This is a genomic window from Pseudoalteromonas sp. SCSIO 43101 (genome assembly GCF_023650775.1).
GTDB lineage: Bacteria > Pseudomonadota > Gammaproteobacteria > Enterobacterales > Alteromonadaceae > Pseudoalteromonas > Pseudoalteromonas apostichopi.
Genome location: NZ_CP072673.1, coordinates 743,405 through 767,775 on the forward strand (window position 1 = coordinate 743,405; position 24,371 = coordinate 767,775).

A 24,371-nucleotide genomic window follows, 5' to 3' on the forward strand; every position below is an offset into this window, starting at 1 on the left:
TTTATTTTTCACATCGAGCTGGAAATATTGCTTGATAAATAATGTTATCACTCGGTCGGTCGGTGTGTCTATTTTAAGTATAGAATACCTCAAAACCTTACTCGCGCTTGCCAGCGCCCTTGAAATGATTATAGAAAAAGGCATTTACGATAAAGTTATTGTTACCCGTAATACTCCTGAAATTGCTGAATCAATCGGCTTTTTACCAGGCACGGAAGAAGAGAAAATGGCGCCTTGGTTGGCTGCGATCACCGATACCTTAGAGGTACTACATAAAGGCGATGAAAACCCAATTTCGAGTCGCAATTACATTATGGAAAAAGCCAACGTACAGTTTAAATCAGTAAACTTTATGCGTGGTCGCAGCATTCAAAATGCCGTTGTTATTTTGGATGAGAGTCAAAACTTAACTGCGTCGCAGTTGAAAACTATTATCACTCGCTGTGGCGAAGGCACTAAGCTAATTTGCTCAGGTAACCTTGCTCAAATCGATAGTAACTACTTGACCCCAGTGACCTCTGGCTTAACTTATATTGTTGAACGTTTTAAAGATTTTGAGGGCAGTGCTACTGTTAACTTAAATGGTGTAGTACGTAGCAGGTTAGCCAGCTTTGCTGAAGAAAATTTATAGCTTGCCAGTATACTTATGCCTCGTTAACCTAGCTGTAACGAGGTAAGGTACATATAAGCCAGTGAATTTTTTACCATTAAAGCATTATTATCGCTCTTTGGCAGTGGCACTTATTGTGCCGCTGCTGGTGGCGTTTTTTTTGTGTTTACACCTGTATAACTTAAAACTTGAGCGAGTGATAGAAAGCAGGCAAAACGGATTTAATAATATTACTGCTCAGCTTTCCCATGCGATGAATGCCGCGGATGGCCTCATAGACACCATGTTCAAGCTTTATGAACAGCCACTTTCTTATGATTTTGATCCTAGTTGGACACGTAATGTGAATCAATATGATCACTATTACTATCAAAGTGTGGGCGATGGAGTGGGGGGAGATAGTCGGGCAAGGAAAGTTTGCCTCAACGGCTTATGCAATTAATCAATGGCGACGAGTTATTGCCCTCGGCCCCTCGTTTAATACCACTCTGTCACTTATTCAATCTTTAGAAGCCGTGGCTTATGTTAATGAGCAAGGTTTTGTTTATATTAAGCGCCGTAGCATAACAAAAAGTGAATTTCTGACCAGTGTGTTAGATAATAAATTTCGACCTTTATTAATAAATAGCAACAATCTTGCCTCTAGCTCAGTGTTGACCATTAATGGTCATGCCTATTTTGCAATTGGCAAGCAAAGAGCTGCTAATAGTCGCGATTACATTGTGTTGATTTATGATCTTGAAGCAATTTCTAATTGGTTAAAAAAAATAGCGCCTAACTATGGTGAGTATATTTTTATCAATCAAGATAACCAAGTTATTGCCAGCTCAAAGGCAACGCTTAATACGACCATTAGTGCCAGCGAACATTGGCCGCATGTCGCGGTAGATATGCGCAAAAATAACGATAGTCATTTAGTACAAGAAGCTACCAACTTACCTATTTACACTCGTTTCTATGAATCACAGCAAGCTCTTAGTGAACCAGTTGGCTATGACATCTTTTTAGAGTTCGCATTTTTGAGTGTTTTTTTAGTGATGATGTTCAGCGCTGTTTTTTGGTTGAGTCAGCGCATTTTTGTAAAACCGATGACGCACTTAATGAATTACCTTGAGCAGCATGATGAAGGCAAACAAGCGTTAGTTCATTATCGGATTCCTGTTGATTGGCAGCCTTGGTTCAGCCGTGTGAAAAAGGTGTTTAGTCGTAATGAGGAGCTCGTTCAATCCTTACAAGAGGCAAATAAAGCGCTTGATTCCCAAGTACAGGTAAAGTCAAAACAATTGCGCCGTAGTATTGATGCGAAAGAGCGTCACTTAGCGTTATTAAATACTATGCTAAATAACGTGCCGGATCTTATTTACTTTAAGAATATCGATGGCTCGTTTTTAGGCTGTAATAAGGCGTATGAGCGTTATATTGGCTTGCCACAAGAGAAGTTAGTGGGCCAGCAATTATGTGATATTAGTGATGATAACGGCGAATTAAACGAGCTTGAAAAGCAAGTGCTTAAAGACCGCCAAGCTTATCAAAAAAGATTGACCACAGAAGATAGTAGTTATCTGTTTAGCATTGTGCCATTTTACAACGAGCATCAGCAATTTCTTGGCACTATGGCGATTGGTCGTGATATTACCGAGCAGCATAATGCGCTTAATGCATTACAAAGCTCTGAAGCTAAATTACGCAGTGCTATGGAATATGCTGCTAATGGAGTGCTGTTGGTTTCGCTTGAAGATCAGGTGCTGCAAGCAAATAAAGCAGCACGTAGAATCTTTGCAATTGAAAACGCCAATGACCTCAAATTAATAGACTTATTTGCAGAGCCATCTTATCAGACGCTAAAGGATACCTTGACAGAGTTACTGCATGAGAAGAAAAAAGTTTATCACTTTAGTCTTGAGCAGCAAGAGCAACAGCGGTGGTTACAAATTAGCGTGTCATTAGTTTGGAATGCTGAGCAAACACCCGATTACTATGTTGTTCATGTACAGGATGTGACGGATTTAGTGCAAGCAAAAGATGATGCAGAGCGAGCAACATTAGCTAAAAGCCGTTTTATAGCTAACCTAAGTCATGAAATACGCACACCACTTAATGCTGTACTAGGCTTAATTGATGTGATTGCACTGCAAGGGTTAACACAGCCGCAGCGTAACCATGCCGAGCAAGCAAAATCTGCAGCCAATAGCTTGCTTACCTTATTAAATCGTATGCTAGATTTTGCCCGCGCTGAAAGCTCGCAAGTACAACTTAATAAAGCCCCTTTTAGTGTGCCTGATTTAATCGATTACTGTCAGGGGATCACAGCTCCCTTATGTGCGAATAAAAATATCGAGTTTAAAGTCAAATGTGACCAAAGTATTAGTGATAACTTGGTTGGTGATCAAATTTGCTTGCAGCAAGTATTAGCTAACCTACTCACTAACGCAGTAAAATTCACCGAGCAAGGTACAGTGACATTAAACTTAATGCTGGTGGAGGAATCTGCTGAGCAGCAACTTATTTGTTTTACAGTCAAAGACACCGGTATTGGTATTAGTAAGGCCGATCAAAGCCGCTTATTTGATGCATTTACCCAAGGCGATGAATCATTAACGCGCTCTCATCAGGGGGTTGGTTTAGGTTTAGCGATTGTTAAATACGAAGTTGCTTTGATGGGAGGCGAAATTAAGCTTGAAAGTGAAAAAGGCAAAGGCAGTGAATTTTGCTTTTGCTTGCAGCTCGATAAAGCCGTAGAGCCTGTGAAAAAAGAGCTGGTTTCATTGCCTTCTAGTACTGATCTATCTGGACTTTTAGTACTTGCTGTGGATGATAATCCACTAAATTTAAGCATTATTAAAAGCATTTTAGAGCAAATTGATGTCACTGTTGTGTGTGCACACAGTGGTGAAAAAGGCATTGAGCTGGCAAAAAGCCTCAGACCTGATCTCATTTTTATGGATATTCAGATGCCAGAAATGGATGGTTGTCAGGCAACGCGTATTATTCGTCAGTCTTTCACTAAAGAGCAAATGCCTATTTATGCACTCACTGCACACAGTGAAAGCGAAGATATTGAGCATTCTATTTCGGCCGGTATGAATAAGCATCTCACTAAACCTATTGTTGCCAGTAAATTATTTTTAGCAATGAGTGAGTTGGATAGGCCAAAAGAAGTCTTTTTTGATCAAGCTTTTATAATGTCTCAGTTTGCAAATAATACTAAGTTAGTATTAACTATGTTGTCGAAGTTTGCGACTATGGCAGCTGAGCAGCTATTACAAATCTCTACATTAAAAACTACCAATGAGTTGGTTCGTGTAGTTCATAATGTTAAAGGATCAGCTGGCAATCTTGGTTTTAAGCGATTGTCAGCGTGCGCACAACAATGTGAAGCTAGGCTTAAAGCAGATGGCGAATTGCCCGAGCAATTAAATGATGAATTGCAATGGCAAATAAAACAGGTCATTGCATTTATCATTGAACAAGGATCTACTGATGTTGAAAAGAGCCAAGGTACTGATTGTTGATGACGATCCGTTAAATCGCTTGGTATTAGAGAAAACATTACAGCAAGACTATGATGTTTTTTGTGTAGAGAGTGGCGAAAAAGCACTGACGTTTTTAAAAACGGAGACTGTTGATTTATTGATCTTGGATATTGTGATGCCAGGCATTGACGGTTATGAAGTGCTAACTAAGTTAAAAGAAAACGCTGCCACCAGTATGTTGCCTGTTATATTCATTTCTGCAAATACCAGCCATGATGACGAAGCTAAGGGCCTTGAATTAGGCGCGATGGATTACATCACGAAACCATTTAGTGCTGCTATCGTTCGTGCCCGTGTACGCAATCAGCTGCTGATCAAACAAAAAAATGACTTACTCGAAATGCTCGCCTCAATTGATGGCTTAACTGAGATCCCAAATAGACGTTATTTGGATGAAAACTTAGCGCGAGAGTGGCGCCGGTGTCGTCGAGATCAAACTCCGTTATCAGTGTTATTAATGGATGTCGATCATTTTAAACGTTACAACGATTGCTATGGCCATCGTGCAGGTGATGACTGCTTAAAAAAAATTGCTCATGCCTTAGTTGGGGCGTGTGAGCGAGGCAGTGACTTTGTTGCTCGTTATGGTGGTGAAGAGTTTGCTGCGGTACTTCCAAATACCTTTGCCAATGAGGCTATCTCGTTTGCAAATAAACTACGAAATGCAGTGAATGAGTTAAACATTCTACACAAAGCGTCGCTAAATGCCGACCATGTCACAATTAGTATTGGTATTGCGACCACAGAAAATGGTCAGGTTTATGCAGAACAAACCTTGCTAGAAGAGGCTGATTTAGGTCTTTATCAGGCTAAAGATGCCGGGCGAGATCAAATTGTATCGAGAATGATCGCTGTAAATGAATCAGAGTAGGCAAAGCCTACTCTTAACTTTAGCTTGCTAATTAGCCGTTACTTAGCGATTTATAAATTGTATCACCCACACCAATTAACTTATCATTTTTAAATACGAGTGGCGTACACTCGTCTTTAGTCATCTTGCCATCAGAATGAATGCTATGTGTTACATAGAATAATACCTGATAAACATCATCACCTTGCTTTAACAACTCGGTAAAGTTAGGTGTATTCAGTTTGTTTAATACGGTTTGGTAGCTTGTATCTAATGCGAGATTAGAAATCACTTCACGGTTACTTTTATGCTGTTTTTCCCAGCTAGAAGAACTACCAGCCCAATGAGTGTCGGCTTCACCGTCAGAAACAGCGATGACACAGCCAGTTAAAAATGGTGCAGTTAGAGCGGCAATTAGAAGTGCTTTTTTCATGTTTTTTATCCCTAAGAAATTGTTTTATAGTTAAACCTTGATAGCAAACTGCTTGCCAAAAATTTTATTTCTAATAAAATCATTGGGTTAATGTTATTTTGCGCAATGGGGCTAAGTAAAAAGTCACTAACTACTTAGCTCTATTGACTAATATATTGCCTTTTAGACCAACCTGTTACGCATCTCGCCCTGATTAAATGCCTGAATATTTAAAGCTATTTCGTTAACTAAGCGAACAATAGACTCTTGGCTTGCCCATGCGATGTGAGGCGTGAGCAATAGGTTTGACCCTTTGTAGAGTGCTAGCGGGTTTGATTGCTCTGCGGGTTCTTTGCTGAGTACATCAACACCAGCTCCAGCAATGATATTATTAGCCAATGCATCTGCTAAATCAGCTTCATTGATGATACCACCACGGGCGGTATTAATAATGATGGCTGACGGTTTCATCATTCTTAACTCTTCCGCGGCTATTTGGTTGCGAGTTTCATCAGTTAGCGGGCAGTGAACACTAATAATATCCGCTGTTTTTAGGGCGTCATTAAAACTGACGCGACCTTCACGAGGTGCTTGGCCTTTACGCTCACTGATGATGACTTTGGCACCAAAGACTCGTGCTACGTCGGCAACGGCTTTACCCAGTGACCCATAACCAACAATTGCCAATGTTTTGCTGGCAATTTCATTAAAGCTGTAATCTAGGCGACAAAACATCGGGCTTTTTTGCCATAAGCCTTGCTGACAATCATTAATGTATCTGTGAGTATTACCCAATAAATTAGTGATTAGAGTAAAGGTATGTTGCACCACACTTGGTGTTGAATAGCCCGCTACATTTGTCACTGCAATGTTATGCTTCTTAGCCGCCTCTAAGTCAATGTTGTTAGTACCTGTGGCTGCAACGCAAATGAGTTTTAATTTAGTCAGCTTAGCCATGGCGTGCTGATCAATCACCACTTTATTACTGATAACTACATCTGCATCTTGGCTGCGCTCAACAACTTGTTCTTGGCTGGTTAAGTCATAACAGGTTAATTTACCTAATTGCGCTAAGGCATCTAACGAAGTGTTGGCTAATGTCGCTGCATCAAGGACAGTAATATTCATGTGCTTTCCTTTTTTAATTTATTGCTTGACCTTGGGGTGTACTCCAAGGTTTATAGTGAGCATAATAAATAAACGCTTCACAATGGAGACGGTGATGAAAATAGGTGAGTTTGCCCGTCAGTTGGGTGTCTCAACAGATACGCTAAGGTACTACGAAAAGCATGGTTTGTTAACGCCAAGTTCGCGTTCAGACGTAGGATATCGTTTTTACTCTGAGGATGATTATAAGCAAATGGCTTTTATTCTCAGAGCAAAGAATGTTGGCTTTAGTTTGGCTGAGATTAAAGAGCTACTTCAGATTAAATTTCATAAAGATCAGCACTCTTGCCATGAAGTTAAAGAGATGACGTTACAAAAACGTGATCTCGTTGCACAAAGAATTGCAGAGCTTACTCGCTTTTATGACTCACTTTCATTATTGGCAGATAAATGTTGTGGCGGTGAAGAACCTGCTGAAAACTGTTCGATACTAACGACGCTGGAGGATATCGATGGACTTACTCATTAATTTTTGGCACCTGTTTTTACTCTCAGCACCTTGGTTAATGCTAGGCTTATTCATCGCAGGTCTTTTAAATGTGTATTTGCCTGCCAACTTTCTTAATCGCCATTTAGGCAAAGAAGGCTTATGGACCACAGTGAAAGCGGCCTTTATTGGTGCCCCAATGCCACTGTGTTCATGTGGCGTAATCCCTGCGGCAATTGGTTTAAGAAGAGCGGGGGCGTCAAAAAGTGCCACCACAGCATTTTTGGTATCAACTCCTGAAACTGGGGTCGATTCGGTCTCCGTATCTTATGTGTTATTAGGTCCATTTATGGCGGTGATTCGCCCTATTGCAGCCGTATGCAGTGCGATTGTGGCAGGTGTTTTAGTAGGTAAAGACAGTGAACTTCATCAACAGCAAAGCACAATACCAAATAAAGAAAGCACTAAAACAGACTCTTGTTGTAGCAGTAAACAACCAGAGCCTATGACCGCATCAAGCTGTTGCAGCAAAGAGGCACCTGTTAAGCCCGCGCAAAGTTGTTGTAATAAGCAAACGCTTAAAGAACCTGAGCCTGTTAAAAAAACAAGCTGTTGTAGTAGCAAGGAACTGCAACCAACACAGGGTCAGCAACACAGTTGCTCAACAGAAAAAGAAGCACCTTCGCAGAAAAGCTGTTGTAGCAGTGAGCACTCAACTAAAACCGTTGAAAGTCGTTTTAGCAAACTGAAACGCGCGGTGAGTTTTAGTTGTAACAAGCTGCTTGAAGACACCATGATCTGGTTAATGATCGGTTTATTCTTTGCTGCTCTAGTACAAACTTATGTACCAGAATCTTATTTAAGCCAGTGGGGTAATGGCATCCTTGCGATGCTGGTGGTCATTTTAATCAGTATTCCTATGTACATCTGTGCGACTGCATCGACACCTATTGCGGCAGGCTTATTATTCAGTGGTGTGTCCCCCGGTGCGGTGCTCGTGTTTATGTTAGCTGGGCCAGCAACTAATATTGCAACGCTTGGTGTGGTTGGAAAAGAGCTTGGCAAGCGAGCAGTATTTGCCTACCTATTAGGGGTAATTGGAACGGCGCTAGCATTTGGCTTTTTAACCGATTATTTAGTGGCGCAGTATGGTTTTGTGGTTGCGCCTATGATGGGCGAAGAGCATGAAGTTTTACCTCATTGGTTAAGTCTTGCAGCGGGTATTGTATTGGCGATTTTAATGCTTAGATTGGTCCTCAAAATGGTATTAAAAAAGTCGTCTCAAACTGGTAAGAGCATTACTTAATTATTTGTTATAAAAATATTTTTTTACATTGATTGGGATTTAAGTTGGTTAACTATCGCGTCTCGGTTCGCATTTAAAATTGTCTGAGTTATAATCCGCCAATTATTTTTAACGGCACGCATCGCGTGCCGTTTTTTAACTTAAGTAGTTTTTAATGAGTGAAAGTGTGGATAAATACGCCGACATAAGACCTTACAATGATGATGAAGTAGCTGATTCAGTAGCGCGTTTGATTGCTGATAATGCCTTTGTAGATGTAATCGCTAAGTATAACCTACCGCGCTTTTTATCGAACTTCCCATTTCTTACTCGTCCATTGGTACGCAGCCAACTGCGTAAAAAATGGGGTAACACCTCATCGGTTGAGCAAGTTCAGCATGAAGTGGCTGATTATTTAAATAAATTAATTACCCGTACGACTTCAGAAGTGACGTTTTCTGGCATAGATAAACTAGATCCAAAACAAGCCTACTTATTTATCTCGAATCATCGCGATATCGTGCTTGATCCTGCATTAGTGAATTGGGGCTTGTTTAAGCACAATATGCCGACAGTGCGCATCGCAATTGGTGATAATTTACTGCAAATCCCTTATATCACTGAGTTAATGCGTTTAAATAAGAGCTTTATTGTGAAGCGTTCAGCGAAAGCACCCAAAGAGATGCTAAAAGCGCTGTCGCAGCTGTCTGCTTATATCTATGACTCACTCGCTGAAGGCCACTCAATTTGGATAGCGCAAAAAGAAGGCCGAGCAAAAGACGGTTTTGATCAAACAGATCCAGCCCTTCTTAAAATGTTGCAGTTACAAGGTCGCAAGCAGAAAAAAGAATTTGCTGAATATGTGCGTGAATTAAAAATAGTGCCAGTGTCTATCTCTTATCAATACGAGCCGTGTGCGATTGCTAAAGCGAAAGAGCTTTATCATAAACAGCAACATGGTCAGTATATTAAACAACAAGGTGAAGACATAGCAAGCATTGTTGAAGGCTTTAGTACAGCCAAAGGTCATGTGCATTTAGCTTTTGGTGAGCCAGTTGAATCAGGCTGTGAATCGCCTGAGGAGCTTGCAAAAACGATTGATCAGCAAATAGTTGATTCGTTTTTCTTACACCCAGGTAACTATATAGCGGGTGGTTGCACGCAAGCTATAATTGATGAAGAAGATGCCGCTGCCTTTAATGAGCGCATGGCGAAAGTGCCAGAAGAGTTAAAACCTCTTGTATTAGCGATGTATGCAAAACCATTTCATCGTAAAGCAGAACTTGCTACAAGCGAGTCTGAGTAAGCGATACAGTTAGTTTAAGAGGCCACTTTTTAAAGTGGCTTTTTTTATGGTTAATTTTCAGGCTATACTTTTAATATTCTTTATTAACCGGCATTTGTGATGCAACAAATTGAAATATTTGAAATTCCAAGCCCTTGCAAAGGGATATGCCAAGTTAATAACCGAGGCTATTGTAAAGGCTGCTATCGCAGTCGGGATGAGCGTTTTTATTGGAATAAGTTTACTAACGCGGAAAAGCGTAAAGTGATTAGCTTATGCCAACAGCGTTACAAACGTTACCTTCAGAAAAAACAGCAAGCACAACAGCAGCAAACAAACCCTGAGCAAGGTGGTTTTGATTTTTAAAATTCAGTGAGGTGGTATTTTGATTTTAGAAAGTGCACCGTACCGTTTTCATCAAGCTTCTTGAGTACCATAGTCAGTTGTGGAATTATTGCTTTATGGCGTTTGTGAACAAAGTGATAGCTCTGCATTGGCATTAACACTTGTTTATGAAAGGCTGTTTGATTAAAGTTTGGGTGCTTAGTTGACAGTAAAAAGTCTAGCAATATTGTCCCTTCAACACGTTTTTGTGTTAGTAAATTAAGCTGAGCAGTGACATTTCTGACTTTGATAACATCACCATTAAATGGGTGACGTTCGATATAACTCTGTGCAGCTGGGTAGCTTGATTGAATTGCTAAAGACTTGAGCTCTTCGTATTGACATTGCTGGCAATTTTTCAGCAGAACTAAATTAAAATCAAAAAGCGGATAATCGACTTTCAATAAATTAGGATAATTATCCTTAACATCAGCAATGCGACCTAACTGTCCATCGAGCACACCTTGGTTAGCGGCCACTAAAGCATTTTGATGATTGAAATCGATAATATGGACCTCATAACCTATTTCCTTATAAGCCATTTTCATTAAATCAATAACATAGCGAGCTTGTGGTGTATCGGCAGGACGATTAAAAATCAGTAAGTTTGTGCTGGCGTTACTTAAGAAGCAAAAAAGCAGCAAAAATAAGGCAATTCCGTAATTAAGATACTTCGACAACGTGCATTCCTTGCGTACATAAATTGCTCGTTAATCTACTTATATGTGCCTCCAAAATCAAGTTTGTCGTGGTCTTTTTAGCCTAATAAAAGCGATTAAAGCGGTCTAATTTTGTTATACTTGATAAATCAAAAAATTTATTGCTGAGAAAGTATGAGTTTCAATTTATGTAAATTGCCGCGAGAGCAAAAATATCAAATTCAATTGGATTACGAAGCGTCTTTTTGGGCCTATCAAATAAAGCGCGGAAAAAACACGCGTGAGGGCGTCTATACTGCAATAAACAATCGCCCTATCTCTGAGCAAGCTTTTCTTAAGCAGCAATTTGAGCATTACCTTTCGCTAATGAGCTAACATGGCAGACTTCAGATTTTGTTTACTTGAGCCGATTAAAACGCCCTTAGTAAATAAATTTTATGACAAAAACAATGCCCGTGGTCGAGCGACCAAAGCGGATCAGGTGTGGGTTGTTTACAAAGAGTTAGAAATAATTGCTGCCTGCCGGGTTCAAGACCAATCAGGACAATTGTTTTTGTCTACTCTTTATGTTGATGAAATGTGGCGGGGTCAAAAGATAGCCTCACAATTGCTTACTACTGTAACTGATGCACAAAAAGGAACCGTTTTTACCTTCGTGTACCAAAATCTGATTGATCTTTATCTACAAAATGGGTTTAACTATGCATTAACATTACCCAATTCTTTGCAATCGTTGTTTGAGGTATATGCGCATCGAAAAGTAGTTGCGATGCACTTTACGCGTGACACAGTGCCAAGTTAGCAATTTGGAACGTCAATGACTAAGTTCTTCTCCAGTATAGCGTTATTTTTTATTTTGACTTGTGGCTTGTTTAGCCATTCAGCCTTTTCCCAGGTAAAACGTTTATCAACAAGTGAAGGCTTATCACAAAGTTATGTTAACACCATGCTCATCGATAATAGTGGATACTTATGGTTATCGACTGAAGGGGGCCTCAATCGTTACGATGGTTATCAGGTTGTGCATATCAAAGGCCCTAATGGTGAACTTGAAGACTCAATCATTGACCGTATTTACCAAGACCCGCAAGGTTATATCTGGATAGCTTCCCTGCAAGCGGGTTTATTCCGTTATGATCCCACCTCCGACACTTATCAGCAGTTTATTGCTAAACCGACCACTGAAGAGCAAATTTTTATTGAGTCAGTGTTTAGCATGGTGGCTGTTGATGACAAAACACTATGGCTAGGGCGTGGTTGGGATTTTGCCAAGCTAGACTTAGAAACGAAAAAAATCACCTCTATTTTTGAAATTCCTGAGCGGGTAAAAAGCAGTGTTATACGTGAACTTTACGCGTATCAAGGTTTTATCTTTATGGGCACTAGCAATGGCGCTTATGTTTATGAACTTGCATCTGGCAAGGTCCGTAAGTTAGAACATTTGCAAAATGAGCCAAGCCACATCTACCAAAACTATGTGAAGTCATTCTCGGTGATAAACAACAATACTTTGTTAGTTGGGGCTGTGAGAGGACTATATCAGGTAGATATTAGTAATTTGCAAGCCATGTTTGATACTCCTGACATCGCCTTTAAAAATAAATCACTGATCAGTGATTTGAATATTTGGAAGATTATTCCAGAGGCTAACTCAGTTACCTTAGGCACTGATAAGGGCTTATTTGAATATAACCTAGAAACTGGCGAGTTAGTTAAGAATATGCGCTTAAAAGAAAGTGGCTATACTCTAGCTGATACCAGCATTATTGATATAGTGAAAGACCGTTCTGGTGGGATGTGGCTAGCAACCAAAAATGACGGTGCCTTTTACCAATCTTATGATAACTACAACTTTATCAATGTTACAGCCAATACATTAAAGGGTGATGGATTATCTCATCATTCAATTTGGAGTATTACAGAGTTTCAAAATCGCCTTTGGCTTGCTACGCATAATGGTTTAACAGCGGTTGATTTAGAAACTTACGAAAGCGAGGTTTTCTTAAAGGATTATCAAGTCGATCTTATTACAACTGAGTTTAGTATCTACCAAGTAATGCCCTATAAAGATAAGCTATGGTTACATACCAATCGAGGCGTTTTAAGTTTTGATCCGAAAACAGGGCAGGCAACACCAGTAAAAGCGGCAGATCCAGAGAAACAGGTTTTAATTAATGATTGGGTTCATGGCATATTGTTGATGCCATCGGGTGACCTTTACTATGTTCATCCTGATTACGGCATGTTTGTTTATAATATTGATAGCCAAAAAGTCACCCGGTTAGGCGGTAAATTTGATGAGTTTGAGCCGTTCTTAGCTTACGGTTTTTTGCCTGCATTATCATCAAACCCAGAGGCACCTCTATTTTATAATGCAGGTATTCTCTATCAAGTAGATCCTAACACATACGAACTAACCACGATTTATACAGTCCCAGAGCAACACGAAAATGTGGCTGTGAATGTGATGTCATACATCATAGATAACAACAATGTACTGTGGTTATCATTATCGAATTTTGGTTTGATTGGTTTAGATGCCGATACTTATGAACATATTTACACAATTGATTTAGAAAAGAATAAGTTAGGTACATTGCTTTACGATATGGTACTTGATGAAGCGGGCATGATATGGATGAGTAGCCACAAAGGATTATGGCGACTAAATCCAAATAATCTGCACTTTCAACAGTTTACTGGCTCAGAGGGGTTATTCTCAACCGAGTTTAATAGTGGTGCATTTACTAAGCTTGAATCAGGGCAAATTGTCTATGGTACGTTAAAAGGATTTACTTACTTTTATCCAATGGATAACCACTATCAGCAAGCTTTAATTGATCACGTTAATATCACTAATCTTGATTTGATGTCTCGTGATTTACCCGCTGAGTTAAAACAGCCAATCGACAGTGTTGTCCTTGAGCATGATGATATAGGATTAGAAGTTGCGTTTTCGGCAATGGCATTCAATTATCAAGAGCGTATTATTTATGAATATCAGCTTGGGGATGGCCAAAAAACGTACACACGAAATAACAACCGTGTGTTATTCCCTAAACTCAGCGCAGGAAAATACCATCTTAAAGTTTGGGCTAAAGATCCATTAACGGGAGATTTAACGCCGCCCGCTATTTTGAATATCGAAGTAAAATACCCACTTTGGCGCGCACCACACTTCATTATTTTATATGTGATTCTGGTTGCACTATTTGTAGCTGCTTGGATATTTAGACGTAATCGAATGCAACAAATATTGCTAGCAGCTCATAAAGAAAGTAAAGAGAGTGAAGCGCGATTAAAGCTCGCTCTTGAAGGTAGTCATTCAGGTGTATGGGATTGGTCATCGCAAAGCCCAATTATTTATCAACCACGTCTTAAAAATGAGCTCGGCTATGAGACCGATAGCGTAAACTTAGATGATTATTTAGCAAAGATTCACCCACATGATAAACAAACCTTCCGTTTAGAGTGGTTAGAGTTTTTATCGACTCAAAAAGGTTATTTCAATTGTACTTACAGGCTGCGTCATGCCGATGGTAATTGGCGTTGGTATAAAGACTTTGGCAAAGTGGTTGAATGGCAAGGCAATGCTCCTGAAAAAGTAGCTGGCACTTATACGAATATGACTCGTGAGTTAGTATTTGAGGAAAATGCTCGCTTGTTTGGTGCGGCATTCGAACAAACACGAGACTGGGTATTTATCTTAGATAAAAACTTACGTATTCGAGCTACCAATAAATCCTTTCAAGATGCATTTGGTTTTCCGGCTGAGCCGCGTTCTAGTCGCTCGTTAACCTTAGGGATGCCAATTCCTACACGAATTCATTACTTGCGCATTATGCAAAAGCTTAAATCTGGTGAGCACTTCTCTGCAGAAGATGTAGTTTCAGTTGCGAGCGGTGAAAAGCGCCAAGTATTGATAAAAATAAGTGCAGTAGCAGGTAATAACCGCCAACTTGATAGCTATGTGATTATTGTTACTGATATTAGCGCGCAAAAGCTGGCTGAAAGTGAGCTACATTTACTCGCTAATTATGATGCTTTAACCGGCCTACCTAATAAAACCTTGTTTAATGATCGGGTGGTCCACGCTATTGAACAGGCTGATTATCATCAAACAAAAGTGGCGTTATTAAACGTTAATATTAAGCGCTTTAAGCATTTTAATGATTCACTTGGGCGCGAAGAATCAGATGAACTAATCAAGCGAGTTGCTAAGCGCTTAAAGCATGTACTTCGCCCGCAAGATAGTGTGGCACGTTTCGATGGTGATGAGTTTGTGATCCTTGCTGAAGATTTTAAACAGCTGGATGAATTACTATTACTATGCGCTAAAGTAATGGATTGTGTTGATACACATATTGAACTGAGCCAACAAGCGGTAAAAGTAAACCTTAGCGTCGGTGTTGCTGTTTACCCAGATGATGCAAAAGACACAAAAGCGTTATTAAAAGCAGCTAATGTGGCACTTTATCACGCGAAAAGTCATGTTGAAGGGTGTTATCAGTTCTATAAGCAAGAAATGAATTTACAAGTGCAGCGCACTTTGCATTTAGAATCTCAGTTAAGTAAAGCTTACCAAGAGCACGAGTTTTGTAATTTTTATCAGCCAATAGTAAGCGCAGAAACTTGCCAAGTTGCAGGGCTTGAAGTGCTTCTACGTTGGCCGAGTAATGATGAATATAAACCTGAAGACTTCGCTAATGCCGCAGAAAGTTCAGGGCTTATTACCAAAATTATGTTGCAAACTCTATCGAGAGCATTGATTGAATTGCGCCAGTGGCGTACTACGCATCCTGATTTATATATTTCAATTAATCTCTCCGCCCTTGATTTTGAAAGCGAAAATCTGGTTGAAAAAATACATCAATCAATAAGCGCAATTAATGTACCTGCGAGTGCATTAGTTTTTGAAATCACCGAATCAGTTATGATGCATGATTCGGATAAAGCGCAGCAAAGTATGGAAAAGCTCAAAGCGCTAGGTTGTCGTATTTATATGGATGACTTTGGTACGGGCTATGCTTCACTGACCTATTTAAAACGTTTCCCGGTCGATGTACTGAAAATAGACAAGAGCTTTGTTAATGACATCGGAGTCGATAAAGGCGATGAGGCTATCATTAACTCAACACTTACCCTTGCAAAAAGTTTAGGTAAAGAGTGTGTAGCTGAAGGAGTTGAAAATCGCACCCAGTTACAATTCTTACGTTCTTTAGGGTGTGAGTATTTCCAAGGTTATTTGTTCAGCAAACCTGTGGCGGGAGACGAAGTGAAAGCGCTTTTAGATACACAGTGGAGCGATGAGTTTTTAGGGTAAAGCTAAACGCTTTACCCTTTTAGTTAATCTTGGCGCTTTCCGCAATGGCGGCAATAAAGGCTACGATTACGGTTTTTCAGTTCGTTATGAATCGCTTTGTTCGCCTCTTGCTGACTTAACCCTAGTTTATAACGCAAGTTTTCTAAGTGTTCCTCTTCAACGGGTGAAAGATGGCCATCTTCAATAGCTTCGTGTACCGCATCGGTAAAAACTTGTCTACGTTTTCGTAGCTGCTCAGAAAAACTCGAAGCTAACAAACCAGTTGGAATTGCCACCATGCCCATACTAACGAGTGTAATAGCGCCACCAAATAAGCGACCAAGGGGGGTCACAGGCACGACATCGCCATAACCAACGGTTGTTAGTGTGACCATTGCCCACCACATTGCTGCAGGGATAGAGCCAAATTTATCGGGCTGAACATCATGTTCAATTAAATAAATACCACATGAAGCGATGATCAGCACCACAGCCATTATAAAAAATGCCGCAAGCAAGGAACTGCTTTCTTCTTTAAATGAGTTTAAAAGTAGTTGCATGGCGCGTGAATAACGAGTGAGCTTAAAGATCCGCATCAACCTAAGTACTCGTAAGAAACGTAAATCAACACTCACAAACACCATTAAAATGGTGGGTAAAATGGCAATGAGATCAATCAGCGCCATAGGCGAAAAGAAATACTTAATACGAATTTTTGAGTTTGTTAACGGGCTTTCTTTATGTGCGCTTTTATCTACACAACACCAAAGTCTAAGTACATACTCTAAGGTGAAAATACCGACAGAAATCAGCTCAATCATTAAAAATTCGTGATGATATTGTTTTGCTAAAGGGCCGACCGACTCTAAAACAATCGCCACTACATTGATCATGATCAGTGACATTAAGAACACGTCAAGTGTACGACCAATACGCCGATACTTGCCGTTGCCTTCAAAAACGCGCGCTGTGTAATTTCTTAACCGCTGCAAAATAATGATCCATTTATTAGTTTAGTTTTAGCACCATATTAATGCTGCCTTCTTCAAAATCGCGGGTGATCTTAAACCCTAGTTTTCGTGCCAGCTCAATCATGCCAGTGTTTTCCGGCAGGGTGATCCCGGCAATTTGTTTAACGCCTTGGTTTTTACAATGCTCAATCGCGGCATTCATTAGTATTGTACCGAGCCCTAAACCTTGGCAGTCAGAGCGCACCACAATTGCAAACTCTGCATCTAGCTTGTCAGGATCCATCAACACCCGAGAAACTCCTAGTGTGCAGGCTGAGCCGTTTTGCTCTTGGCTGACAATAAATGCCATTTCTCGGTCATAATCAATTTGCGTCATTTTTGCCAGCTGATCATGATTAAATTGCGGTAACTCACCAAAAAAGCGCTTATATCTGTCTTCTTTACTCAGTGACTGATCAAACTCTAAATGTGCTTGTTCATCTTCAGGTTTTATAGGTCTTAATTGTGCTTGAGTGTTATTTTTAAGAGTAACTTCTTTAACCAGTTCAATAGGGTAGGGGCGAATACACAAACGTTTACGATTTGCTTTTGCTTTATAACGGCTCAGGCCAATTGTCGCATCAAGTACTAAAAATTGTCCATTGCTGGCTAAAATAGGATTTAGTTCGACACTGGTGATATCAGGTTGATCGATTACAAGCTGCGAGATACGTGTTAGCAAGGCGCATAAGCGATACTTATCGACTTTTTCTGGTAGTACGCGATCTTTAAGTACGCCTTTATCGTGCGCTGCAGCAATCAGGTATTTTGCCAAGTTCATATTCAGTGGTGGTAGTGCCACTGCAGCTTGAGCGAATTCAAGTCCGGTGCCTGCTTCACCAAGTAAGATCACTGGGCCAAAGTTAGGCTCTGTTTTAATAGCTATACGCAGCTCATTAGCACCTGCTCGTGGCGCCATCTTTTGCAATGAAAAGCCTTCAATATGGGCATCAGGGTAGGTGTTTTTGATTCGTAGCAGCATGGCAAAAGCTGTTTGCTCAACTTCTTGCGCATCATTTAAGTTAAGGACAACACCACCGACTTCTGATTTAGAGGGAATACTTGGGCTAATTAGTTTTAACGCTACCGGAAAGCCCAGCTCTATGGCTTGTTCTTTGGCTTCGGTTGGTGTGTAAGCAACTTCAGTTTGAATACAATCAATACCATAATGAGTGAGTATTTGGCTTGCTTCATGGGTTGATAAATAGCTTTGCTCTTCGGCTAAAAACTCATTTACGACTGTGCGTGCTGCGTCTTTATTTATTTTTGCATCATCGGTGTTTGATTCTGGCGTTTGCGTTAAATGCTTTTGGTTACGGCGATAACTTACCAAGTGCATAAACGCACCAACCGCACCTTCAGGTGTACGGTAAGTTGGAATGGCATTATTAGCGCAGACTTTACGTGCGGCATACGCAGCATCTTCACCCATAAAGTTTGTCATAACATAAGGGCGAGCCATCTTCGGGATTTTTTCTAAGGTTTCGACAATAATCTCAGCATAGTCTTCACTCGGTGCAAGCGCAGAAGGGGTATGAATGATCAGCAGGTTTTTGACTTCTTTGGCTTGCAGCAAAATTTCTAAGGCTTGTTGATAGCGCCTTGGTGCTGAGTCACCAAAAATATCCACCGGATTCGAGGTCATCTCTGATTGCGGGATCACTTTATTAAGCGCCGCTCTGGTCTCGTCGCTAAGCTCAGCTAGTTTTCCTGAGCTCTGTAATAGCGTATCCACTGCCATGACACCTGGGCCGCCACCATTTGTTAAGATAGTCAGTTGTTCGACTTTTAGTAATTTTGGGTGCATTGCCAGTGTTTGTGTAGCAGCAAAAAGCTCACGTAAGTCGTTTACCCTTAGCATACCTGCTCGCTGGAATAGCGCATCATAGACTGCATCTGAGCTTTGCTTGCCACCAGTATGGATCTCTGCAGCAAGAGCGCCCGCACTGGTTTTACCGGTTTTAATGGCAATGACGGGTTTACTAAACGCAGCGGCTCTAGCTGCGGAAATAAAGCTACGAATATCTTCAATATTATCGATATACAACAAGATAGCTTTGGTTTTTGCATCTCGGCCTAAAAAGTCGAGTAACTCATCAAAGTCGATATCAAGGCAGTCACCGACAGACACAAAATATGAAAAGCCAATCTCTTTATTTTTGGCCCAATCAAGGATTGTTGAACAAACGGCCGCTGATTGGGATACAAAGGCGAGTTTTCCTGGACTGGCAATCGTATGTGAAAAACTGGCATTTAAGCCGATATGAGGAATGAGTAAGCCTAAGCAGTTAGGTCCTAGTAAAGACACATTTGCTTGAGTTGCAGCCTCTTTTAATGCTTGTTTTTGTTCTACATTTAAACCCGCAGCAATCACCACCGCATGTTTACAGCCAAGCTCACCAAGTTCATTAATGATGTTGATTAAGGTATTTTTGTTAGTACAAATAACGGCAAGGTCGGGTACTTTTGGCAGTGCAGCAATGCTTGGATAGGCTAATACCCCGTGTACAGCGCTGTGATTTAAACTAACCGGCATGATCGGGCCTTTAAAGCCCCCTTGTAGCAAATTGCGCATCACCACAAAACCCGCTCGATTAGGGGAATTTGAAGCGCCAATGACCGCGACCGATTTAGGATTAAAAAAATGGCTAATACGTTTAACGCTCATGCTGTTTCCTTCGCTTGCGCTGTTTGTTAAAACTTCAGGGTCTGTTAAGTTTAATACACCCAAACTAGAACCGACACGCTTCTAAAGTATTAAAAGTGATACTCATAAGATAACCTGTTTATAACTACTTTTCGAGTCAAAAACAGTGACCTACATCAAGGAGAAAAGCATGAATAAAGCGCAACCATTTAATATCGTTATTGCAGCGTGTGCATTAGCGGTTGGTTTACTTGGATTAGGTTTTATTTTGAAAAGTGCGGCCCTTGATGTAAAGGGTATGGAGCGCACTGTTCACGTTAAAGGTTTAGCTGAAATGGAAGTGCCAGCTGACACCGTTATTTGGCCATTACAGTTTTCAGATGCCGACAATAATCTTGAAAAATTAGTTGGTCGAGTTGAAGAGAAAAGCGATGCGGTTGTGGCTTTTTTAAAGTTACATGGTTTTAGTGATGAAGAAATAAGTCTTGGTAGTCAATCCATTATTGATAAGCAAGCCCGTGAATATGGCGGCGAGAATCAGCAGTTTCGTTATATTGCCCGTAATAATGTCATTGTTTATTCAAATGACATCGAAAAAGTGCAACATGCATTAGGTGCAGTAAGCCAATTAGCGAAGCAAGGCATCGCGATAGTACAAGACAATTACGAAACGCGTATTCAATATTTATTTAATGGCTTAAATGAAATTAAGCCAAATATGATTCAAGAAGCAACCGAAAAAGCCCGCGAAGTGGCAATGAAATTTGCCAAAGATTCACAGTCTAAATTAGGTAAAATTAAAACAGCGCGTCAGGGGCAGTTTTCAATAACAGATAGAGATTCAAACACACCTCAGCTGAAAAAAGTGCGTGTTGTTACCAGTGTTGAATATTATCTATCTGACTAAACCCAATACCACAGATAAAGGCAGCCGCATGCGTGTGCATACAATAACCATGCGGCAAAGCGCACCTAGCATAAAGCCACCACTAAATGCCACAGCCACCCCCAATAAGCCAAACTGATCTTTTAACAGTACTGCCATTAAAACCGTGACACTGGTTGCGCCAAGTAATACGTACAAGTTGATAAGCGGGTTCCCTTTTAACTTGATCATGCTACTGGCTAAAATTCTTGCTGGTAATAACAGCTGCCCGAGTAACAGCAGCATTAAAATCCAAAACCCTTCTTGCAATTGGCTTTCGCCATAGAGAGTGAGTAGTGGCTTTGCGAGCAGGGCGAGTAGAAAAATAGCGGCAAAGTTAAAACGCCATACTACTTTCATTAACTCGCTAAGTTGCTGCTCGGTCGTCTCATCAGCCATTAAAATGGGTTTTAAATATTGGTTGGCAGCATTGCCTAAAATAGTCAGTAAGCCAGCAATCACTACCGCAGGAAAGAAGATACTCACGCCTTGTGCACCAAACCAGTGATGCACCAGTAAGACATCGAGTTTTGCTACCAACACGGTTCCTGCGCCACTGGCGAGCATGATCAATGAGTCTTTACACCATTGCTTGGTTTGGTAGCGGGCAGTGCTTGCGACGATCATTTTTTTGATTAACCAATATTGATAAATGACTACACATAAGATGCTACAAAACAATAGGATACAAATCTCGACTAAGGATAAGTCACCACGTATTAGATAGACTAAAAAGCAAAACCCAGCCGTTAACAATTCAAAAATACACTGCTGCGTTATCAGGCCAATTTGGGGTTTGTTTAAAGCCACTAAAAAAGCAGATTGGCTTTGCATAATGGCGCCAATTGGCACCAGTAATAGTAAATAAACCACATGCTCTTGGGCGCTTTGGTGCGGTGAAATAGCCTGAAAGCTAATCACCACAGCAGCGACAAAAATCACCCCGAATAAACAAGATGCAGCTAAATAAACATGTTTTAAGCCGCGTAATAACTCATGTTGCTGGGCTTTGTAGAGCGGATAGCTAATACGCATTAAAGACGATGCAAAACCCATGCTCGCGGGTAATAGAAGAATTTCACAAAGTGCGAGTAATGCCGCGAACGTGCCAAACTCATCAGTACTTAATAACCTTGCAAGGCACAAGGTAAGTACAATACGGCTACCGTGGTTAAGGGCTGTAAAGCTGCTGAGCGATAAAAACGCTTTAACAACATCCTTATTCATGGAGTTATTGATTGAGCGCGTTTAATAACTGCGCCGTTGGTACCTGCAAATAGGCCGCACACAGTAGAACTTTGCTATCACTACTCGTTGGTTTATTGGCACTGTAAAAATGCTTGAGAGTATTTATCAAGGCACTGACAGCAGTTGGGCTATGGCTTTGGTCTACTTCCATCATGGCTAATAATGCTGAAAACTCATGTTTTGCTAGCATTTGGGTTGTCGTGTTTTGCGCTATAAAGCAACCAATAGGGGTGAGCTGCTGCTTATTTAATGTTTTTAACGCACTTCCTAGGCTCTCGTTGCTTTCAAATAACATTAACGAGCGCAAATAATTAAAGGGCAGTTTATCGGGCTGACACTGAGTAAATAAATGATGTAGTAGGGTATTCCCTTGGTTGTCTGTTACGCAAAAGGCATTTTGAAACTTAAGGCCTGGAGTGAAAAAACTCAATTTATCGATATCATCAATCAAGCCCACGGCTTCACTTGGTAGCGGGCTTGCTTCGAGTAAATGCGCTGCAACATTTTGTAAAAACAAATATTTAACTTCACTACTGCAAGCTAATTGATAGATATGTTGTAATTGTGCCGCTTGCAAAACCCCCGATAAACTTTGGTAATCGGCAATGAGTTCTTTTAACTGATGATGTTGTAGTCGGCTGTTCAATTGCTCAATCGCGCTTTGCATGGAAATACTCGCTTTTTATTATTTATACATTTATAGCTCAACTACTTGTTTAAATAAATAAAAAAGGCCGCTGAGCGGCCTTTTTCAAGTCTTTATTGTTTAAGCTGCCTGTTTCTTAGCAACCCATTGGTCAACAAACTTCTCAAGTACGTTTAATGGTACTGCACCATTTTTAAGTACTACGTCGTGGAATTCACGAATATCGAATTTATCGCCTAGTTTTTCTTTAGCCGCTTCACGAAGCTCTAAAATTTTCAGCATGCCCACTTTGTATGCCGTTGCTTGTGAAGGCATTACAATGTGACGCTCAACCATTTTAACGCCATCAGACGTCGCATTTGGTGTGTTATTTACGTAGTAGTCGATACCTTCTTGACGAGTCCACTTCATAGCATGGATACCTGTATCTACTACTAGGCGACATGCACGCCATAATTCCATCGCAAGACGACCAAAATCTGAATATGGGTCTTCGTATAAGCCCATTTCTTTTGGTACTAGCTCAGAGTATAAACCCCAACCTTCAACATAGGCTGTGTAGCCGCCAAACTTACGGAACTTAGGCACACCTTCAAGCTCTTGCGCGATAGCAATTTGCATGTGGTGACCTGGAATACCTTCGTGGTATGCAAGTGCTTCCATTTGGTATGTTGGCATTGCTTCCATATCGTAAAGGTTTGCGTAATAAATACCTGGGCGTGAACCATCTGGTGCAGGTTGTTGGTAGAACGCTTTACCTGCTGCTTTTTCGCGGAATGCTTCAACAGCTTTAACCTTAAGGTCTGCTTTTGGCTTAACAATGAATAGCTCGTCTAGACGAGACTTCATGTTATCGATAAGCGCTGTTGCCTCATCAAGGTAACGTTGTTTACCTTCAGCGGTATTCGGGTAGTAGAACTGCTTATCAGTTTTCATGAATTGCATGAATGCTTTAAGGTCACCTTTAAAGCCTACTTTGTCCTTAATCTCACGCATTTCGTCGTGAATACGCGCGACTTCAGCTAAACCGATTGTGTGAATTTCTTTCGCTGTTAAATCAGTTGTTGTGGTACGTGCTAGCGCATTGTTGTAGAACGCTTCGCCGTCAGGGAATTTCCAAGCACCATCGCGGTCATCAGCGCGTTTTTCTAACTGAGCTAAGAAGTTAATTAGCTTAGTGTAAGAAGGTTTTACTGCTGCTTTTAGGGCTTTTTCAGCATCGCTGATAAGTGCAGATTTTTCGCTATCGGCAATCTCTAATGCATTAACTTTACGTTTAAAGTCAGCTAGTAACGTTGAGTCTTCACCGTCATGGAATGGGGCGCCGCGTAAGATATTATTGCTTGAATCAATCACGTGTGGGAAAACAAACTTAGGCGCGATAATGCCTTTATCTGCACGTACTTCAAGATCTTTGATTAGTTGATCAATAACCGTTGTAACACCATTTAAACGTGAGATATACGCTTTAGCATCAGATACATCGGCAATTTGATGTTGGTTGATTAAAAACGCAGGGATCATCGAGTGAACACCAAACATTTGGTTCACAGGGTAGTTGTAATGACGCCATTTGAAATCAGCAATTTCGTTTTCTAAATCTTGCTTTTTAAGGTCGTAGCTTACTTTTGTTGCGTCATCTAATAGGTCGCGGTTAATTGCGTTAAGTGCAACTAGGTCAGCTTTAGTTTGTTCAAAGTCTTCTAAAACGCGCTCTTCGCTGCCATCATCCCATTTGTCGTAATCTTTTTTAATGCCCATGTATGTTTGATAAATAGGGCTTTTCATTACATCACGGTTAAAAGTATCTTCGAAGAAGGCATTGGCTTTATCGATTTCACTTTGTACAGGTTGGCTCTGTACACTTGGTGCAGGCTTCGGTTGCTCTTGCATTTGTTGGCAGCCGCCAAGTAATGCAACACTTACCGCCGCAGCGATGAAGGTCAGTTTACGCATTATCGTTCCTTTGTAGTTGTTAGAA

The 24,371-nt window shown here is 40.6% G+C and carries 19 protein-coding genes and 1 pseudogene; 12 read left to right on the top strand and 8 right to left on the bottom strand.

Annotated elements, in window-relative coordinates:
- Positions 1–91: 91 nt before the first annotated feature.
- From J8Z25_RS03555 to J8Z25_RS03565, 4 genes and pseudogenes are all read left to right on the top strand, one after another.
- Positions 92–631 (top strand): annotated as a pseudogene (locus J8Z25_RS03555) (PhoH family protein); the annotation flags it as partial.
- Positions 632–692: 61 nt separating this feature from the next.
- On the top strand, positions 693–1,052 hold the full coding sequence (locus J8Z25_RS20830) for a hypothetical protein (RefSeq protein WP_350338351.1): 360 nt from the start codon (positions 693–695) through the stop codon (positions 1,050–1,052).
- A complete protein-coding gene (locus J8Z25_RS03560) occupies positions 964–4,122 on the top strand; it encodes a response regulator (protein WP_350338352.1) in 3,159 nt (1,052 codons plus the stop codon). Before J8Z25_RS20830 ends, J8Z25_RS03560 begins: the two co-directional genes overlap by 89 nt.
- The gene (locus J8Z25_RS03565; protein WP_130049662.1) at positions 4,091–5,014 is read left to right on the top strand and encodes a GGDEF domain-containing response regulator; all 924 of its coding nucleotides are present in this window, start codon (positions 4,091–4,093) and stop codon (positions 5,012–5,014) included. The genes J8Z25_RS03560 and J8Z25_RS03565 overlap by 32 nt, the downstream gene beginning before the upstream one ends.
- A gap of 31 nt (positions 5,015–5,045) precedes the next feature.
- Here J8Z25_RS03565 and J8Z25_RS03570 read toward each other — a convergent pair whose 3' ends face one another.
- Positions 5,046–5,426 carry a DUF3192 domain-containing protein gene (locus J8Z25_RS03570; RefSeq protein WP_130049661.1) on the bottom strand — a complete coding sequence of 127 codons (381 nt, stop codon included), beginning with the start codon at positions 5,424–5,426 and terminating at the stop codon, positions 5,046–5,048.
- 162 nt (positions 5,427–5,588) lie between these two features.
- On the bottom strand, positions 5,589–6,533 hold the full coding sequence (locus tag J8Z25_RS03575; protein WP_178926607.1) for a D-2-hydroxyacid dehydrogenase: 945 nt from the start codon (positions 6,531–6,533) through the stop codon (positions 5,589–5,591).
- Between the two features lie 94 nt (positions 6,534–6,627).
- Here J8Z25_RS03575 and zntR point away from each other — a divergent pair, with 94 nt between their 5' ends.
- The 4 genes from zntR to J8Z25_RS03595 all read left to right on the top strand — a co-directional run bounded on the left by zntR (position 6,628) and on the right by J8Z25_RS03595 (position 9,935).
- Complete coding sequence (zntR, locus tag J8Z25_RS03580) at positions 6,628–7,041, top strand: Zn(2+)-responsive transcriptional regulator (protein ID WP_130052199.1); 414 nt, start codon at positions 6,628–6,630, stop codon at positions 7,039–7,041.
- Positions 7,025–8,305: an SO_0444 family Cu/Zn efflux transporter gene (locus tag J8Z25_RS03585; RefSeq protein ID WP_250661682.1), complete on the top strand. Its 1,281-nt coding sequence runs from the start codon at positions 7,025–7,027 to the stop codon at positions 8,303–8,305. Before zntR ends, J8Z25_RS03585 begins: the two co-directional genes overlap by 17 nt.
- A 154-nt stretch (positions 8,306–8,459) precedes the next feature.
- A complete protein-coding gene (locus J8Z25_RS03590; RefSeq protein ID WP_250661683.1) occupies positions 8,460–9,590 on the top strand; it encodes a 1-acyl-sn-glycerol-3-phosphate acyltransferase in 1,131 nt (376 codons plus the stop codon).
- A 99-nt stretch (positions 9,591–9,689) separates the two neighbouring features.
- Positions 9,690–9,935, top strand: a complete 246-nt coding sequence (locus J8Z25_RS03595) for a DUF1289 domain-containing protein (protein WP_178926609.1) — start codon at positions 9,690–9,692, stop codon at positions 9,933–9,935.
- Here the strand turns inward: J8Z25_RS03595 and J8Z25_RS03600 are convergent.
- Positions 9,932–10,633 carry a transporter substrate-binding domain-containing protein gene (locus J8Z25_RS03600; RefSeq protein ID WP_250661684.1) on the bottom strand — a complete coding sequence of 234 codons (702 nt, stop codon included), beginning with the start codon at positions 10,631–10,633 and terminating at the stop codon, positions 9,932–9,934. The two genes, J8Z25_RS03595 and J8Z25_RS03600, sit on opposite strands and share 4 nt — an antisense overlap.
- A 153-nt stretch (positions 10,634–10,786) precedes the next feature.
- Here J8Z25_RS03600 and J8Z25_RS03605 point away from each other — a divergent pair, with 153 nt between their 5' ends.
- Genes J8Z25_RS03605 through J8Z25_RS03615 form a run of 3 tightly spaced genes read left to right on the top strand, consistent with a single transcriptional unit; the run spans position 10,787 to position 15,935 of the window.
- On the top strand, positions 10,787–10,987 hold the full coding sequence (locus tag J8Z25_RS03605; RefSeq protein ID WP_130049656.1) for a DUF3283 family protein: 201 nt from the start codon (positions 10,787–10,789) through the stop codon (positions 10,985–10,987).
- A gap of 1 nt (position 10,988) precedes the next feature.
- A complete protein-coding gene (locus J8Z25_RS03610) occupies positions 10,989–11,414 on the top strand; it encodes a GNAT family N-acetyltransferase (protein ID WP_250661685.1) in 426 nt (141 codons plus the stop codon).
- A gap of 15 nt (positions 11,415–11,429) precedes the next feature.
- Entirely contained in the window at positions 11,430–15,935 is a 4,506-nt protein-coding gene (locus J8Z25_RS03615) for an EAL domain-containing protein (RefSeq protein WP_250661686.1), read from the top strand.
- Between the two features lie 23 nt (positions 15,936–15,958).
- On the opposite strand, the gene J8Z25_RS03620 is transcribed toward J8Z25_RS03615, so the two are convergent.
- On the bottom strand, positions 15,959–16,906 hold the full coding sequence (locus J8Z25_RS03620) for an ion transporter (RefSeq protein WP_306173845.1): 948 nt from the start codon (positions 16,904–16,906) through the stop codon (positions 15,959–15,961).
- Positions 16,907–16,922: 16 nt separating this feature from the next.
- On the bottom strand, positions 16,923–19,592 hold the full coding sequence (locus J8Z25_RS03625) for a bifunctional acetate--CoA ligase family protein/GNAT family N-acetyltransferase (RefSeq protein ID WP_250661687.1): 2,670 nt from the start codon (positions 19,590–19,592) through the stop codon (positions 16,923–16,925).
- Between the two features lie 169 nt (positions 19,593–19,761).
- Between J8Z25_RS03625 and J8Z25_RS03630 the strand changes: the two genes are divergently transcribed.
- Positions 19,762–20,478, top strand: coding sequence for an SIMPL domain-containing protein (locus J8Z25_RS03630; RefSeq protein ID WP_130049651.1), 717 nt, complete (start codon positions 19,762–19,764; stop codon positions 20,476–20,478).
- On the opposite strand, the gene J8Z25_RS03635 is transcribed toward J8Z25_RS03630, so the two are convergent.
- The 3 genes from J8Z25_RS03635 to J8Z25_RS03645 form a co-directional block, all read right to left on the bottom strand.
- Positions 20,467–21,723: a lipopolysaccharide biosynthesis protein gene (locus J8Z25_RS03635; protein WP_250661688.1), complete on the bottom strand. Its 1,257-nt coding sequence runs from the start codon at positions 21,721–21,723 to the stop codon at positions 20,467–20,469. The genes J8Z25_RS03630 and J8Z25_RS03635 overlap by 12 nt on opposite strands.
- Positions 21,724–21,727: 4 nt before the next feature.
- The gene (locus J8Z25_RS03640) at positions 21,728–22,411 is read right to left on the bottom strand and encodes a hypothetical protein (RefSeq protein ID WP_250661689.1); all 684 of its coding nucleotides are present in this window, start codon (positions 22,409–22,411) and stop codon (positions 21,728–21,730) included.
- A gap of 99 nt (positions 22,412–22,510) precedes the next feature.
- The gene (locus tag J8Z25_RS03645) at positions 22,511–24,346 is read right to left on the bottom strand and encodes a DUF885 domain-containing protein (protein ID WP_062566135.1); all 1,836 of its coding nucleotides are present in this window, start codon (positions 24,344–24,346) and stop codon (positions 22,511–22,513) included.
- Positions 24,347–24,371: the final 25 nt, after the last annotated feature.

What these genes read in the sequence shown, in the direction of transcription:
- J8Z25_RS03560 (WP_350338352.1), top strand. Translation starts at nt 964, where the DNA reads ATGATCACTATTACTATCAAAGTGTGGGCGATGGAGTGGGGGGAGATA.
- J8Z25_RS03565 (WP_130049662.1), top strand. Translation starts at nt 4,091, where the DNA reads ATGTTGAAAAGAGCCAAGGTACTGATTGTTGATGACGATCCGTTAAAT.
- J8Z25_RS03570 (WP_130049661.1), bottom strand. Translation starts at nt 5,426, where the DNA reads ATGAAAAAAGCACTTCTAATTGCCGCTCTAACTGCACCATTTTTAACT.
- J8Z25_RS03575 (WP_178926607.1), bottom strand. Translation starts at nt 6,533, where the DNA reads ATGAATATTACTGTCCTTGATGCAGCGACATTAGCCAACACTTCGTTA.
- zntR (WP_130052199.1), top strand. Translation starts at nt 6,628, where the DNA reads ATGAAAATAGGTGAGTTTGCCCGTCAGTTGGGTGTCTCAACAGATACG.
- J8Z25_RS03585 (WP_250661682.1), top strand. Translation starts at nt 7,025, where the DNA reads ATGGACTTACTCATTAATTTTTGGCACCTGTTTTTACTCTCAGCACCT.
- J8Z25_RS03590 (WP_250661683.1), top strand. Translation starts at nt 8,460, where the DNA reads ATGAGTGAAAGTGTGGATAAATACGCCGACATAAGACCTTACAATGAT.
- J8Z25_RS03595 (WP_178926609.1), top strand. Translation starts at nt 9,690, where the DNA reads ATGCAACAAATTGAAATATTTGAAATTCCAAGCCCTTGCAAAGGGATA.
- J8Z25_RS03605 (WP_130049656.1), top strand. Translation starts at nt 10,787, where the DNA reads ATGAGTTTCAATTTATGTAAATTGCCGCGAGAGCAAAAATATCAAATT.
- J8Z25_RS03610 (WP_250661685.1), top strand. Translation starts at nt 10,989, where the DNA reads ATGGCAGACTTCAGATTTTGTTTACTTGAGCCGATTAAAACGCCCTTA.
- J8Z25_RS03615 (WP_250661686.1), top strand. Translation starts at nt 11,430, where the DNA reads ATGACTAAGTTCTTCTCCAGTATAGCGTTATTTTTTATTTTGACTTGT.
- J8Z25_RS03625 (WP_250661687.1), bottom strand. Translation starts at nt 19,592, where the DNA reads ATGAGCGTTAAACGTATTAGCCATTTTTTTAATCCTAAATCGGTCGCG.
- J8Z25_RS03630 (WP_130049651.1), top strand. Translation starts at nt 19,762, where the DNA reads ATGAATAAAGCGCAACCATTTAATATCGTTATTGCAGCGTGTGCATTA.
- J8Z25_RS03635 (WP_250661688.1), bottom strand. Translation starts at nt 21,723, where the DNA reads ATGAATAAGGATGTTGTTAAAGCGTTTTTATCGCTCAGCAGCTTTACA.
- J8Z25_RS03640 (WP_250661689.1), bottom strand. Translation starts at nt 22,411, where the DNA reads ATGCAAAGCGCGATTGAGCAATTGAACAGCCGACTACAACATCATCAG.
- J8Z25_RS03645 (WP_062566135.1), bottom strand. Translation starts at nt 24,346, where the DNA reads ATGCGTAAACTGACCTTCATCGCTGCGGCGGTAAGTGTTGCATTACTT.